12 protein-coding genes are annotated in these 14248 nt (G+C 66.2%); all 12 read left to right on the top strand.

Going from position 1 to position 14248, the window contains the following annotated elements; all coding sequences use genetic code 11:
• Window positions 1–17: 17 nt before the first annotated feature.
• On the top strand, window positions 18–1505 hold the full coding sequence (locus VIG90_RS05195; RefSeq protein ID WP_331592396.1) for a UDP-N-acetylmuramoyl-L-alanyl-D-glutamate--2,6-diaminopimelate ligase: 1488 nt from the start codon (window positions 18–20) through the stop codon (window positions 1503–1505).
• Window positions 1502–2920: a UDP-N-acetylmuramoyl-tripeptide--D-alanyl-D-alanine ligase gene (locus VIG90_RS05190; protein ID WP_331592395.1), complete on the top strand. Its 1419-nt coding sequence runs from the start codon at window positions 1502–1504 to the stop codon at window positions 2918–2920. Before VIG90_RS05195 ends, VIG90_RS05190 begins: the two co-directional genes overlap by 4 nt.
• 6 nt (window positions 2921–2926) lie before the next feature.
• Window positions 2927–4000, top strand: a complete 1074-nt coding sequence (gene mraY, locus VIG90_RS05185; protein WP_331592394.1) for a phospho-N-acetylmuramoyl-pentapeptide-transferase — start codon at window positions 2927–2929, stop codon at window positions 3998–4000.
• 1 nt (window position 4001) lies between these two features.
• The gene (gene murD / locus VIG90_RS05180) at window positions 4002–5363 is read left to right on the top strand and encodes a UDP-N-acetylmuramoyl-L-alanine--D-glutamate ligase (RefSeq protein ID WP_331592393.1); all 1362 of its coding nucleotides are present in this window, start codon (window positions 4002–4004) and stop codon (window positions 5361–5363) included.
• Entirely contained in the window at window positions 5360–6517 is a 1158-nt protein-coding gene (locus tag VIG90_RS05175) for a putative peptidoglycan glycosyltransferase FtsW (RefSeq protein WP_331592392.1), read from the top strand. Before murD ends, VIG90_RS05175 begins: the two co-directional genes overlap by 4 nt.
• On the top strand, window positions 6514–7686 hold the full coding sequence (gene murG, locus VIG90_RS05170; RefSeq protein ID WP_331592390.1) for an undecaprenyldiphospho-muramoylpentapeptide beta-N-acetylglucosaminyltransferase: 1173 nt from the start codon (window positions 6514–6516) through the stop codon (window positions 7684–7686). Before VIG90_RS05175 ends, murG begins: the two co-directional genes overlap by 4 nt.
• Window positions 7683–9107 (top strand): UDP-N-acetylmuramate--L-alanine ligase, encoded by a 1425-nt coding sequence (gene murC / locus VIG90_RS05165; protein WP_331592388.1) that lies wholly within the window; start codon window positions 7683–7685, stop codon window positions 9105–9107. The genes murG and murC overlap by 4 nt, the downstream gene beginning before the upstream one ends.
• Window positions 9104–10054, top strand: a complete 951-nt coding sequence (gene murB, locus VIG90_RS05160; RefSeq protein WP_331592387.1) for a UDP-N-acetylmuramate dehydrogenase — start codon at window positions 9104–9106, stop codon at window positions 10052–10054. Before murC ends, murB begins: the two co-directional genes overlap by 4 nt.
• Window positions 10051–10977: a D-alanine--D-alanine ligase gene (locus tag VIG90_RS05155; protein ID WP_331592386.1), complete on the top strand. Its 927-nt coding sequence runs from the start codon at window positions 10051–10053 to the stop codon at window positions 10975–10977. Before murB ends, VIG90_RS05155 begins: the two co-directional genes overlap by 4 nt.
• Window positions 10974–11831 carry a cell division protein FtsQ/DivIB gene (locus tag VIG90_RS05150; protein WP_331592385.1) on the top strand — a complete coding sequence of 286 codons (858 nt, stop codon included), beginning with the start codon at window positions 10974–10976 and terminating at the stop codon, window positions 11829–11831. Before VIG90_RS05155 ends, VIG90_RS05150 begins: the two co-directional genes overlap by 4 nt.
• The gene (ftsA, locus tag VIG90_RS05145; protein WP_331592384.1) at window positions 11828–13105 is read left to right on the top strand and encodes a cell division protein FtsA; all 1278 of its coding nucleotides are present in this window, start codon (window positions 11828–11830) and stop codon (window positions 13103–13105) included. The genes VIG90_RS05150 and ftsA overlap by 4 nt, the downstream gene beginning before the upstream one ends.
• Window positions 13106–13191: 86 nt before the next feature.
• Window positions 13192–14248, top strand: a 1057-nt coding sequence (ftsZ, locus tag VIG90_RS05140; RefSeq protein ID WP_331592383.1) for a cell division protein FtsZ, incomplete at its 3' end; no start/stop codon positions are given.

Raw genomic sequence — 14248 nt, 5'->3', positions numbered from 1 at the left:
AGGTAGGATGAGTTGCCGTGGTGGTTACGTTGCACGAATTGACGGGTTGGGCGGGTCCGGAGCAGCAGGCGACGGTGACCGGCCTTGCGATTGACCATCGGAAGGTTGGGCCGGGCATGATCTTCGGCGCCTTTCCGGGGGTGAAGTTCAATGGCGAGGACTTCATCGACGCCGCCATCGACGCGGGCGCGATCGCCATCGTCGCCCGGCCGGAAGCCGGAGTGGACACCACCCGCGCGGTTCACATCGTGGCGGCCAATCCACGCCAGCGCTTCGCCGAGATCGCAGCCAAATTCCATGCGCCTCTGCCCTCGACCATCGCGGCGGTGACGGGTACCAACGGCAAGACCTCGGTTGCGGACCTCCTGCGCCAGATCTGGACGCGGCTGGGCCGGGATTCGGCGAGCCTGGGGACGCTGGGCGTTATCACCGCCATCGGCAAGCGCGATCTCGGCATGACGACGCCGGACGTGCTGACGTTCCTGTCCACCATGGCCAGCATGGAGCGGGCGGGCATTGATCATGTGGTGTTCGAGGCGTCTTCCCACGGGCTGGACCAGCACCGCTCGGACGGGCTGGACGTGAAGGCGGCGGCTTTCACCAACCTGACCCGCGATCACATGGACTACCACGGCACGTTCGAGGCCTATCGAGATGCCAAGGCGCGCCTGTTCTCCGATCTTCTGGTGAAGGACGGCACCGCCGTTCTGTGGATGGACGACCCGGCCAGCGACTTCATGGCTGAAGTGGCGACCAGCCGGGGCATTGCCATCCTGCCGGTGGGCACCGGCGTGTCCGCCAGCGCAGGGCTGCGCATGACCGCCCGCGAGGTGCTGCCGGACGGGCAGAAGCTGACGGTGGAGTATCAGGGCAAGGTGCACGAGATTCGCCTGCCGCTGCTGGGCGGCTACCAGGCCTCCAACGCGCTGGTGGCGGCGGGCCTTGCCATCGCCTGCGGCGAGCCGGCGCTGAAGGTGTTCGAGGCGCTGCGTCATGTGAAGGGCGTGCCGGGTCGACTCCAGAAGGCGGCCGTCACACCCTCAGGCGCGCCGGTTTTCATCGATTACGCCCACACGCCGGACGGCCTGCGCGCCGCCATCGAGGCGCTGCGACCGCATACGCAAGGGCGGCTCATCACGGTGTTCGGCTGCGGCGGCGATCGTGACCGCGGCAAGCGGCCGCAGATGGGAGCAATTGCTGCAAGTTTGTCGGACCTGGTTTATGTGACCGACGACAACCCCCGTTCGGAAGACCCGCAGGCCATTCGGGCCGAGATTCTCGTCTCGGCTCCAGAGGCTGTTGAAATCGGTGATCGCGCCGACGCCATCCGTGCCGCACTGGAAGCGGCCCGGCCGGGCGATCTCGTGCTGATTGCAGGCAAGGGCCACGAGCAGGGACAGATTGTTCAGGGCGTGGTCCATCCCTTCGATGACGTTGAGGTGGCCGCCCGGATCGCACGGGAACTGGCGGCTCAGGGTATGGTACGGCAGGGGCAGACGGTATGACCGCTTTGTGGGCCTCAGAGGGCATCGCATCGGCCACAGGGGGCGTTGTGGGGGGCGGCACCGCGCCGGCGGACTTTGTTGCTGGCGGAGTAACGTTCGACAGCCGGGAAGTCATGCCGGGCGATCTGTTCATCGCGCTGAAGGGCGAGCAGATGGACGGTCACGCGTTCCTGCCGCAGGCCTTCGCTGCCGGTGCAGGCGGGGCCATCGTGTCCGACGCCGCACGTCTGCCCGACGCGGCGCCTCATGTGCTGGTGGCCGATACCTTCGCCGCGCTTAACGACCTGGGCCGGGCGGCGCGTGCCCGCATGAACGGCACCGTAATCGGCGTGACCGGCAGCGCGGGCAAGACCGGGGTGAAGGAGGCGCTGCGCCTTGCGCTGGAACGTTCCGCGCCGGGCCGGGTCCATGCCTCGGTAAAGTCCTATAACAACCATACCGGCGTGCCGCTGTCTCTGGCGCGCATGCCCGAAGAGTCCGTTTACGGCGTCTTCGAGATGGGCATGAACCATCCGGGCGAGCTGACCGAGCTGGCCGCGCTGGTGCGCCCGCACGTGGCCATCATCACCACCATCGCCAGCGCGCACCGCGCCTTCTTCGACAGCGAAGAGGCGATTGCGGACGCCAAGGCGGAAATCTTCACCGGGCTGGAGCCGGGCGGCACCGCGATCCTCAACAAGGACAACCCGCATTACGCGCGGCTGCGCGCGGCGGCCGAAGCGGCGGGCGTGGGCCGTATCGTCACTTTCGGGCTGAAGAGCACGGACGCCGACGTGCGGCCGCTGAAGGTTGCGACGCTGGATGTCTGCACGTCCATGACGGCGGACGTGATGGGCGAGATTCTGACGTTCAAGATCGGCCTGCCGGGCGAGCACTGGGCGCTGAATGCGCTGGGCGTGCTGGCGGCGGTCAAGGCTGCGGGCGGCGATCTGGGGCTGGCGGGTCTGGCGCTGGGCGAGATGCAGGGGCTGGAAGGCCGGGGCAAGCGGACGCTGTTCAAGGCTGGTGCCGGACAGGCCATGCTTCTGGATGAGAGCTATAACGCCAACCCGGCTTCCATGTCCGCCGCTCTCAGCGTACTGGGCGGCTTCGAGACGCGGCGGCGCGGTCGGCGCATTGCGGTGCTCGGGTCCATGAAGGAACTGGGCGACGAATCCGACGGCATGCATGCCGGTCTTGTGGAGCCGATCGAGGCGGCAGGCGTGTCCGAAGCCGTTCTCGTCGGCACGGAAATGACGGCGCTGGCCAAGGCGCTGCCAACGCGGATACCGCACCACCACGTGGCGACGGCCGACGAGGCGCTGACGCTGCTGCGCGGCATGGTGCGCGCCGATGATATTGTTCTTGTGAAGGGTTCAAACAGCGTGGGGCTCGGGCGGGTCGTGCGGTCGCTGAACCAGCAGGGAGTAGAGTAAAAACAGATGTTATCTTTGCTGGCCAATCTCGACCTGGACTTTCCTGGCATCAACCTTTTCCGGTATCTGACGTTTCGTACCATCGCAGCCGTTCTGACGGCCCTGTTCATCGGTCTGGTGGCGGGCCCGAAGCTGATCTGCTGGCTGCGTTTGAAGCAAGGCAAGGGTCAGCCGATCCGGGAAGACGGTCCGCAGTCTCACCTGCTGACCAAGAAGGGCACGCCCACCATGGGCGGCTTTCTGATTCTGATCGCCTTGACCGTCTCTACCCTGCTGTGGGCGGACCTGACCAACGGCTACATCTGGGTGTGCCTTGCGGTGACGCTCGGCTTCGGCGCGGTTGGCTTCTATGACGACTTCAAGAAGGTGACGAAGGCCAGCCACGACGGCCTCTCGGGCAAGGCGCGGCTCCTGATCGAGTTCGCCATCGCCGGGCTGGCGGTGGCTTACGTCTCCCACCGCACGGGCACGACGCTGTGGCTGCCGTTCGTCAAGGACGTGGGGCTGAACCTTGGCTGGGGCTATCTGCTCGTCGCCTCGTTCGTGGTCGTCGGCGCGGGCAATGCGGTCAACCTGACCGATGGACTGGATGGCCTTGCCATCATGCCGGTCATCATCGCCGCCGTGACCTTCGCCATTATCGCCTACCTTATCGGCAACGTGAACTTCGCGGACTACCTGCAGGTGCGCCACGTGCCGGGCTCGGGCGAGCTGGCGGTGTTCTGCGGCGCGCTCATCGGCGCGGGTCTGGCCTTCCTGTGGTTCAATGCGCCCCCGGCCATGGTGTTCATGGGCGATACCGGCTCGCTGGCGCTGGGCGGCGCACTGGGCGCGATCGCTGTCGTCACCAACCACGAGATCGTGCTGGCCATCGTTGGCGGCCTGTTCGTTCTGGAAGCGGTTTCAGTGATCGTTCAGGTGGCGAGCTTTAAGTTGACCGGCAAGCGGGTGTTCCGCATGGCACCCATTCACCACCATTTCGAACAAAAAGGCTGGGCGGAATCGACCGTCGTGGTCCGCTTCTGGATCATTGCGCTGGTTCTGGCTCTTATTGGCCTCTCGACCCTGAAGCTGAGGTAAGATGATCACTGCGCGCGCCTTTGAAGGAAAACGCTACGCTGTTTTCGGACTGGCCCGGACCGGCCTGGCGACGGCGCGCGCGCTTTGCGCTTCCGGCGCGACGGTGCTGGCATGGGACGACGGCGAGGCCGGACGCGCCGCTGCCGAGGCCGCCGGGATCCCGCTGGTGAACCTGTACGAGACCGACTTTGCGGGACTTGACGGCCTGCTGCTGTCTCCGGGCATTCCGCTGCACCTGCCGCAGCCGCATCCGCTGGCCGAGAAGGCACGCAGCGCTGGCGTCGAGATCCTCGGCGATATCGAGCTGTTCTCCCGCGCCCGGGCGGAACTGCCGGAGCACCGAGTGGTCGCCATCACTGGCACCAACGGCAAGTCCACGACCACCGCGCTTATCCATCACGTGCTGCGCGAAAATGGCATCGAGGCGCGGCTGGGCGGCAACATCGGCCTGCCCATTCTGGGCGAGGAGCCGCTGCCGGCAGGCGGCGTGTACGTGCTGGAGCTGTCTTCGTTCCAGATTGATCTGGTCCAGAGCCTGGCCGTCGACGTGGCCGTGCTGCTCAACATCACGCCGGATCATCTCGACCGCCATGGCGACATGGCAGGCTACGCCCACGCCAAGGAGCGCCTGTTCCGCATGCAGAAGCGGGGACAGACGGCCGTGGTGTCGGTGGACGATGACTACTGCCGCGCCATTGCCCGCGCATGTGGCGCACGGCTTTGCGCGATTTCCATCGAACAGCCGCAGCCGGCGGGCGTGTCCGTCCTCAACGGGCAACTGGCGGCTGACGGTGCCGTGCTGGGCAACCAGAGCGAGTGGCCGCGACTGCAGGGGCCGCACAACGCCCAGAATGCTGCCGCCGCCTTTGCCGCGACCCGCGCGCTCGGCCTTGCGCCGGAGAAGATTCTGACCGCGTTCAAGACCTATGGTGGCTTGCCGCATCGCATGGAGTTCGTCGCCGAAGTCGGCGGCGTCACCTACCTGAACGATTCCAAGGCGACGAATCCGACCTCCACCGCGCCGGCGCTGGCGGCTTACCCGGCGATCCACTGGATTGCGGGCGGCAAGGCCAAGACGGACGAGCTGGATGCCTGCCTGCCGCATCTGGGCAACGTGCGCGCCGCCTACACCATTGGCGCCGCTGAGGAGCTGTTCGCAAATCTGCTGGCACCGCATGTGCCGGTTGAGAAGGCGGGCACGCTGGAGAACGCCGTGAAGCTGGCGGCAAGCCGCGCCCAGCCGGGCGAGGTGGTGCTGCTGTCGCCTGCGTGCGCGTCCTACGACCAGTTCCGTGATTTCGAGGCCCGGGGCGATGCCTTCCGGGCGGCCGTTTCTGCGCTGCAGGAGGCTGCTTCGGCATGACTCCCTTCCGCCGCACCGACCGCACTGCCGTCAGCCGCTGGTTCTGGACGATCGACCGGGTTCTGCTCGGGCTGCTGCTGCTGCTGATGTCCGTCGGTATCGTGGCGGTGCTTTCGGCCAGCCCCGCGGCAGCGCACCGCTATTCCGGCGGTTCGCTCCGGCTGGGCGAGATGATGTATTTCCAGCGCCACTTGTTCTGGGTGGCGGTGAGCTTGCCGGTTTTGATCGGCACCTCCATGCTGTCGATCCAGTGGCTGAAACGCATCTGCCTTGGCGGATTCGCCTTCTTCCTGCTGGCGTTGATGGCGGTGCCGTTCATCGGCTCGGACGCCAACGGCGCGGCACGCTGGATCAGCCTGGGCGGTTTCCAGTTCCAGCCCTCCGAGTTCATCAAGCCGATGTTCGTCGTGGTGACGGGCTGGCTGCTCTCGACCCGCTATGACGACAGCACGGTTCCAGCCTTCCACGTGGCCGGGGCGCTGATGCTGGTGGTAATCGGCTTCCTCGTGATCCAGCCGGATTACGGGCAGAGCGCGCTCATCATGGCGGTGTGGTTCGCGCAGGCGGTACTGGCAGGCATGAGCCTGTGGATTTTCGGCGTGCTGGCAGTTGGCGGTCTGGCCGGGCTTGGTGTCGCGTACATGTTCGTGCCGCACGTGCAGTCGCGCATCGACCGGTTCCTGTTCGCAGAGGGCGACACCTATCAGGCTGACAAGGCCATGCAGTGCTTCCAGTCCGGCGGCATCTTCGGCACCGGCCCGGGACAGGGCACGGTGAAGATGCAGCTGCCCGAGCCGCACACCGATTACATCTTCGCGGTAATCGGCGAGGAATTCGGCATGCTGGCCTGCCTGTGTCTGGCCATTCTGTACCTTGCCATCATCTCGCGCGTGCTGCTCCAGATGGTGAACGAGGAAGACCCGTTCACCTTCCTGTCGGTTGCGGGCCTCACCACCCAGTTCGGCGCGCAGGCCTTCATCAACATGGGCGTGAACCTGCACCTGCTGCCGTCCAAGGGCATGACCCTGCCGTTCGTCAGCCATGGCGGTTCTTCGTTCATTGCCACGGCCTTCACCATGGGGCTGGTGCTGGCGCTGACGCGGCGCAACCGCTTTCTGGACGCCAGCCCGTTCGCGGTGGGGAGGACTGCATGACCCAGTCCGCTCACAAACCCCTGCCGAATCAACCGCTCATCGTGGTGGCGGCGGGCGGCACCGGCGGCCACATGGTTCCGGCCCATGCTGTATCCGAGCGCCTGCGGGCCAAGGGCTATGACGTGGCGCTGATGACCGATGAGCGCGGCCTGCGCTACCCCGGCCTGTTCGGCGGTGTGAAAACCCATGTGCTGGCCTCCGGCACGCTGAACGGCGGCCTCAAGGGCAAGATTGCAAGCGTGCGCAACATTCTGGCGGGCACGGGCGAGGCGCACCGGCTGATGCAGCGCCGCCGCCCGGCCGTGGTGGTGGGCTTCGGCGGCTATCCGGCGCTGCCCGCACTGCTGGCCGCCATCGGCCTGCGCGTTCCCATTGCCATTCATGAGCAGAACGCGGTGCTGGGGCGGGTGAACCGCCTGCTGGCCCGGTTCACGACGCTGATCGCCACCTCCTTCCGCCAGACGCAGCGGCTGAAGCCGGGGCTTCTGAAGCGCACGGTGCTGACCGGCAATCCGGTGCGGCAGGACATTCTGGCGCTGCGCGATCTGCCGTATCCCGAGTTCAGCGAAACCTCCGCTTTCCGAATCCTCGTGATCGGCGGCAGCCAGGGCGCAAAGATTCTGGCGGACGTGGTGCCCGCCGCCATCGACCTGCTGCCGCCCGAACTGAAGCGCCGTGTACGCATGACCCAGCAGTGCCGCGAGGCCGATCTGGAGACGGTGAGGAAGCTCTACTCGCGCGTCGGCATCGCTGCCGAGTGCAGCGCCTACATCACAGACATGGCGGACAAGCTGCGCTGGTCTCATCTGGTGATCGCACGGGCTGGGGCCTCCACGCTGTCGGAACTGACCGCCGTGGGCCGGCCGTCCATCCTCGTGCCGCTGCCCAGCGCCATGGACGACCACCAGACCGCCAACGCGCGGGATGTGGCGGACGCGGGCGGCGCGCGCCTCATTCCGCAGGCCGCGTTCACGCCCGAGGCTCTGGCGGACGCCATCAAGGCATGGGCGGCTTCTCCGGCAGCGCTGCTCGAGGTGGCCGCCAAGGCGAAGGCCGCAGGGCAGCCCGAGGCGGCAGAGCATCTGGCGCAACTGATCTCCCGCATTGCGGAAGCGACTTCCAACACGGGCGGCGCAAGCGCCCCAGAACACACGAAGGCAGCAGTATGAGTGGCCTGGAACGCGACATCGGCACCATTCACTTCGTCGGCATCGGCGGTATCGGCATGTCGGGCATTGCCGAGGTGATGAAGAACCTGGGCTACAGCGTTCAGGGCTCTGACGTGGCCGAGAGCTACAACGTCACCCGCCTGCGCGAGCGCGGCATTCCGGTGCACATCGGCCACAAGGCGGAGAACCTGGGCGACGCGGCGGTGGTGGTGATCTCCTCCGCCATCCGCAACGGCAATCCGGAAGTGGATCTGGCGCGGGAGAAGTTCATCCCGGTCGTTCGCCGCGCCGAAATGCTGGCCGAACTGATGCGCCTGAAGAATACGGTCGCCGTTGCCGGCACCCACGGCAAGACCACGACCACCTCGCTGATCTCCGCCGTGCTGGACAAGGCCGGGCTGGACCCGACCGTCATCAACGGCGGCATCATCAACGCCTACGGCACTAATGCCCGTCTGGGCGAGGGCGAGTGGATGGTGGTGGAAGCCGACGAATCGGACGGCTCGTTCCTGCGCCTGCCGCCGACCATCGCGATCGTGACCAACATCGATCCCGAGCATCTCGATCACTACGGCTCGTTCGAGAAGGTGAAGCAGTCCTTCATCGAATTCATCGAGCATGTGCCGTTCTATGGCGCAGCGGTGATGTGCCTCGACCACCCGGAAGTGCAGGCGCTGATCCCGCACGTGACCGACCGGCCGATCATCACCTACGGCTTCAATGCGCAGGCGGACGTGCGGGGCGATCAGGTGCAGCCGTGCCCCGGCGGCAACCGCTTCAACGTGGTCATCACCAACCGCCGCACCGGCGAAAGCCGCGTGATCGAAGGGCTGGAGCTGGCCATGCCGGGCCGCCACAACGTGCAGAACGCGCTCTCCGCCGTTGCCGTGGCGCAGAAGCTGGGCATTTCCGATGAAGCGCTGAAGCAGGCGTTTGCCGAGTTTGGTGGCGTAAAGCGCCGCTTCACCCGCGTGGGCGAGGTGGAAGGCGTGACCATCATCGATGACTATGGCCACCATCCGGTCGAGATTCGCGCCGTGCTGGCCGCCGCGCGGGAAGGCATCGGGGAAGGGCGTGTCATCGCCGTCGCCCAGCCGCACCGCTATACGCGTCTGCGCGACCTGATGACCGAGTTCTGCACCTGCTTCAACGACGCTGACACGGTGATCGTGACGCCGGTCTATGCAGCGGGCGAAAGCCCGATCGAGGGCGTGGGCCGCGACGAGCTGGTGAAGGGCCTGCAGGCCAGCGGCCATCGCCACGCGATGGCGACCGATGGTGCCGAGCATCTAGCAGAGCAGCTGGCGAACATGGTGAAGCCGGGCGACATGGTGGTCTGCCTCGGCGCGGGCGACATCACCAAGTGGGCGGCAGGTCTTGCGGATGCCATCAAGGCACGGCGGGAGGAAGCGGCGGCATGACGCTGGCAACGGCCACTCCTGCTCTGATCGACCGGCTGCCGCAGGTGCGCGGCTCGCTGGAGGCGAACGGCTCGCTGGCGGACTTTATCTGGTTCCGCTGCGGCGGTCCGGCGGACGTGTTGTTCCGCCCGGCAGACGTTGCTGATCTGGTGGAGTTCCTGAAAGCCTGCCCGCAGGATGTGCCGGTGCTGCCGGTAGGCGTCGGCTCCAACCTGCTGGTGCGGGATGGCGGCGTCGATGGCGTGGTCGTGCGCCTGTCCAAGGCGTTTGCGCAGGTGAGCGTCGAGCCGGGGAACAGGATTCGCGCGGGTGCGGCGGCCATGGGTATCACGGCGGCAAGCGCCGCGCGCGATGCGGGCATCGGCGGCATGGAGTTCCTGCGCGGCATTCCGGGCACCATCGGCGGGGCCGTGCGCATGAACGCAGGCGCTTATGGCCGCGAGACGGCGGACGTGCTGGTGGAATGCACGGTCGTGCATCGTGACGGACGGATCGAGACCCTGCCGGCGTCAGCGCTGAACTATACCTATCGCCACTCCGAACTGCCGGAAGGGGCCATCGTGATCGAGGCGGTGCTGGAAGGCGCTCCGGCCGATCCGGCGGTCGTCGGCGCGGAGATGGATCGCATCGCGGCCGAGCGGGAAGCAAGCCAGCCGCTGCGCTCCCGCACCGGGGGCTCGACCTTCAAGAACCCGGACGGCCACAAGGCCTGGCAGCTGGTGGACGCTGCCGGATGCCGGGGGCTGACCCGCGGGGGCGCGCAGGTGAGCGAGAAGCATTGCAATTTCCTCCTGAATACGGGAGGCGCATCCGCCGATGATCTGGAAGATCTGGGCGAGGACGTGCGCCGCCGGGTGAAGGAGGCCAGTGGCGTCGATCTCCAGTGGGAGATCCAGCGTATCGGCCGACGCGAGAAGACGCGGCCAGAAGGCGAGGGGCAGGCATGAGCCGTCATGTAGTGGTGTTGATGGGCGGCTGGTCCGCCGAGCGGAACGTGTCGCTGACATCGGGCAAGGCCGTGGCTGCCGCGTGCGAGCGGCTGGGCTATCGCGTCACCGCGCTCGATATGGATCGCAACGTGGCGCAGCGCCTGGCAGAACTGAAGCCGGACGTAGTGTTCAACGCGCTGCACGGCACGCCGGGCGAGGACGGCTCGGTGCAGGGGATGCTCGACCTGATGGGCATTCCCTATACCCACTCGGGCCTGACCACATCTGCCGTCGCCATCGACAAGCAGCTGACCAAGACCGTGCTGGCGCAGGCGGGCATCCGCATGCCGGGCGGCGGCGTGGTGAAGTCCGAGAGCATCTTCGAGGCTGATCCGCTGCCGCGCCCCTACGTGCTGAAGCCGGTCAACGAAGGCTCGTCGGTGGGGGTGGCCATCGTCACCGACAACAGCAACTACGGCAATCCGATCAGCCGCGACTCGAAGGGGCCGTGGCAGGAGTTCGAGGAACTGCTGGCCGAGCCGTTCATCCCCGGCCGGGAGCTGACCGTGGCCGTGCACAACGGCGAGGCGCTGGCCGTGACCGAGCTTCAGCCGACGCAGGGCTTCTATGATTACGACGCCAAGTACACGGATGGCCTGACCCGGCACATCGTCCCCGCGCCGATCCACCCGGATGCGACCCGTGAGGCGATGGAAATGGCGGTGAACGCCCATAATGCGCTCGGTTGCCGGGGTGTGTCCCGTTCCGATTTCCGCTATGACGATACTGCGGGCGAGCCGGGCACTCTCTACCTGCTTGAAGTCAACACACAGCCGGGTATGACCCCGCTGTCATTGGTGCCTGAACAGGCCGCCTATCGGGGCATCAGTTTCGATGCGCTGGTCGGGATGCTGATTGAGGAGGCTGGGGGCAGTCGATGAGCAAACGCTCATCCAAAGCGAAGAAACAACAGACAGGTGCTGCACCCTGGCGGGGTCTGCGCCGCGGCCTTCTGCTGGCCGGCGGCCTGGCGCTGGCGGGGGCGGTCGCCGGTCTGAGCCTGTGGTATTTCGACGTGCCCAAGCGCATCAGCTATGGCCTGGCGCAGGGCGCGGCCAGCCTCGGCTTCGAAGTCACGACGTTGCAGGTCTCCGGCGCGAAGCATGCGCCGCGTCTGGCCATCTACAGTGCGGTTCTGGACGGTCGCACCAATTCCATGCTCGCCATCGATCTGGATGACGTGCGCGAGCGGCTGCGGGAGAACCCGTGGATTGCGGACGCCTCCGTCTCGCGGCATCTGCCTGATACGCTGAACATCGTGGTGCAGGAGCGCAAGCCGGTTGCCGTGTGGCAGCATCAGGGCCGCCTCAGCGTCATCGACGTATACGGCCGGGTGCTGGAGACCGAACGGGTGAAGCAGTTCATGAAGCTGCCGCTGGTGGTCGGGCCGGATGCCAACCAGAACACCATGGGTCTGTACTCTTTGCTGTCCATTCATCCGGAACTACGCTCACGCATGGATGCAGCCACCTGGGTCGGCGGCCGGCGCTGGGACCTGCGCTTCCGTTCGGGCGAGCTGCTGATGCTGCCCGAGGGCGAGGACGCCAGCCGCAAGGCGCTGGAGCGCTTCTCGGAGATGGAGCGCAGCACCGGGCTTCTCGGGCGCGGTTTTGCCCGCTTCGACATGCGGCAGGAAGATCGAATCTATACGCGGCGTGCAGCCACCCTTTCCAAGAGCAGTGAAACCGGTGGCGGTGTTCCGGCCAAGGCGGGAACGCAGGGGATGAGCATATGAGCGGGAGTCGGCGCAGAGGCGGGACCAGGCTTGCCCTTTCCAAGGGTGAGCGGGTGATTGCGGCGCTTGACGTCGGCAGCTCCAAGGTTGCCGCGCTGATCGCGCTGCTGACCCCGGGCAGCGAGCCCCGCATTCTCGGATTCGGGCACCAGCTGTGCACGGGCGTGCGCAAGGGCATGGTCGCCGACATGGAGGCGACCGAGCGCGCCATCCGTGCCGCCATGGATCAGGCCGAGAAGATGGCCGAGACCACGGTCGACCGGGTGATCGTCAGCATGTCCTCCGGCGGGATCAGCTACCAGATCCATCAGGTGGACGTGGACATTGCCGGCCATCAGATCGAGCGTGCCGACATCGACCGTGTGCTGCTGGAAGGGCGCGAGCGGATCGATCCGGGCGGCCGTACCATTCTACACGCCATTCCGGCCATCTACACCATCGACGGGCTGACCGGCGTGGTGAACCCTCTGGGCTTCCATGCCGAGCGGTTGGGCGTGGATATTCTTGTTGTGTCCGCGGACACCGCGCCGCTGCGCAACCTCGATCTGTGCGTGCGTCAGGCGCACCTCGATGTGCAGGCCATCGTTGCCTCGCCGCTGGCCTCGGGCCTTGCCTGCCTTGAGGCCGAGCAACGCGAGCTGGGCGTGGCGCTGGTGGAGATGGGTGCGGGCGTCACCAACGTCTCTGTGCTGGCGCGCGGGATGGTCGTCGGCATGGCCTGCGTGGCCATGGGCGGCTCGGACATCGTCGATGATATTGCGGCAGCGTTCAACACACGCCGCAGCCATGCGGAGCGGATGCTTTCCCTGCACGGCACGCTGATCACCACCAGCCGGGACAACCATGATCTGGTCGAGGTGCAGCCGATCCGTGAAGGCGGTCCGGCGTCGTGGATCACGAAGGCGCAGCTCTCGAGCGTCATCCGCATGCGGGTGGAGGCGATTCTCTCTGAAGTGGCCCAGCGGCTCGACGAGCTCGGTTTCCGCCGTGCGGTAGGACGTTCCGTTGTGCTGACGGGCGGTGTGGCGGACCTCAACGGTATCGCACATTTCGCCACAGGCGTGTTCGGACGAGAAACAAAAATTGCCACGCCCCGCCCACTTGAGGGATTACCAGAAGCAGCAACAGGGCCGGCATTCTCGACACTCGTCGGATTAGTGCTGCATGAACTGAGGCAGGGCCAAGACATCTGGCGGGATGCGCGCGTGTCCATGAACAGGATTTCGCGCAGCCCGCTGGAGAGAATGATCGAGATCCTGAGAGGGAGCTTGTGAGATTACTCCCCATGGATCAGAGGTTAGCATTACAAGTATAGAACAGCGTCCAAGAGCGCACTTCGTCGAGACAAGGAGGTTTGGGCATGGGTATTGAACTGAAGCGGCCGGAGCTCACAGAGCTGGCACCGCGCATCATGGTGATCGGCGTGGGTGGCGCCGGCGGCAACGCCGTTTCCAACATGATCAATTCCGGGCTGCAGGGCGTCGATTTCGTCGTCGCCAACACGGACGCGCAGGCGCTGGCCGCCAGCCCGGCGGAAACCCGCATTCAGCTCGGCCTCAAGATCACGCAGGGCCTGGGTGCCGGTTCGCGCCCGGAAATCGGCCGTGCCGCGGCCGAGGAAACCCTTGAGACGCTCGAAACCTCTCTTGAAGGCGCGCACATGGTGTTCATCACTGCCGGTATGGGCGGTGGCACCGGTACGGGCGCTGCACCGATCGTGGCCCGTGCGGCGCGCGAGAAGGGCATCCTGACCGTCGGCGTCGTGACCAAGCCGTTCAGCTTCGAGGGTGCTCGTCGCATGCGCTCGGCGGAGGAAGGCATTGCCGAGCTCCAGAAGCACGTCGACACGCTGATCATCATTCCGAACCAGAACCTGTTCCGCATCGCCAACCCGCAGACGACCTTCAAGGAAGCGTTCTGCATGGCCGACGAAGTGCTGGATGCAGGCGTGCGCGGCATTACCGACCTGATGGTGATGCCGGGCCTCATCAACCTCGACTTCGCCGACATCCGCACGGTGATGAGCGAGATGGGCAAGGCCATGATGGGGACGGGCGAGGCCGAAGGCCCGAGCCGCGCCATCGAAGCCGCCCAGGCCGCCATTGCCAACCCGCTGCTGGACGAAGTGTCCATGCGCGGCGCCAAGGGCGTCATCATCAACATCACCGGCGGCGACGACCTGACCCTGTTCGAAGTGGACGAGGCTGCCAACCACATCCGCGAGATGGTGGATCCGGAAGCTAACATCATCGTCGGCTCGGCTTTCAATGAGGGCCTGAACGGCCGCATGCGCGTGTCGGTGGTCGCCACTGGTATCGATGCTGCTGCTCCCGCCGCCCAGGCTGCCCCGCAGCAAACCGCACCGGCTCGTCCGGGCATGAGCTTTGCTCCGGTTGCTTCCTCGTTCGGCGGCGGCG

Origin of the sequence: Pedomonas sp. (assembly GCF_036515995.1) — a bacterium.
GTDB lineage: Bacteria > Pseudomonadota > Alphaproteobacteria > Sphingomonadales > Sphingomonadaceae > Pedomonas.
Note: the sequence above shows the minus strand (reverse complement) of the source record. Positions and strands in the feature narration are given on the sequence as shown.

Bases quoted from the DNA above. Each gene is read 5' to 3' on its own strand.
- VIG90_RS05190 (WP_331592395.1), top strand. From the start codon at position 1,502: ATGACCGCTTTGTGGGCCTCAGAGGGCATCGCATCGGCCACAGGGGGC.
- mraY (WP_331592394.1), top strand. From the start codon at position 2,927: ATGTTATCTTTGCTGGCCAATCTCGACCTGGACTTTCCTGGCATCAAC.
- murD (WP_331592393.1), top strand. From the start codon at position 4,002: ATGATCACTGCGCGCGCCTTTGAAGGAAAACGCTACGCTGTTTTCGGA.
- VIG90_RS05175 (WP_331592392.1), top strand. From the start codon at position 5,360: ATGACTCCCTTCCGCCGCACCGACCGCACTGCCGTCAGCCGCTGGTTC.
- murG (WP_331592390.1), top strand. From the start codon at position 6,514: ATGACCCAGTCCGCTCACAAACCCCTGCCGAATCAACCGCTCATCGTG.
- murC (WP_331592388.1), top strand. From the start codon at position 7,683: ATGAGTGGCCTGGAACGCGACATCGGCACCATTCACTTCGTCGGCATC.
- murB (WP_331592387.1), top strand. From the start codon at position 9,104: ATGACGCTGGCAACGGCCACTCCTGCTCTGATCGACCGGCTGCCGCAG.
- VIG90_RS05155 (WP_331592386.1), top strand. From the start codon at position 10,051: ATGAGCCGTCATGTAGTGGTGTTGATGGGCGGCTGGTCCGCCGAGCGG.
- VIG90_RS05150 (WP_331592385.1), top strand. From the start codon at position 10,974: ATGAGCAAACGCTCATCCAAAGCGAAGAAACAACAGACAGGTGCTGCA.
- ftsA (WP_331592384.1), top strand. From the start codon at position 11,828: ATGAGCGGGAGTCGGCGCAGAGGCGGGACCAGGCTTGCCCTTTCCAAG.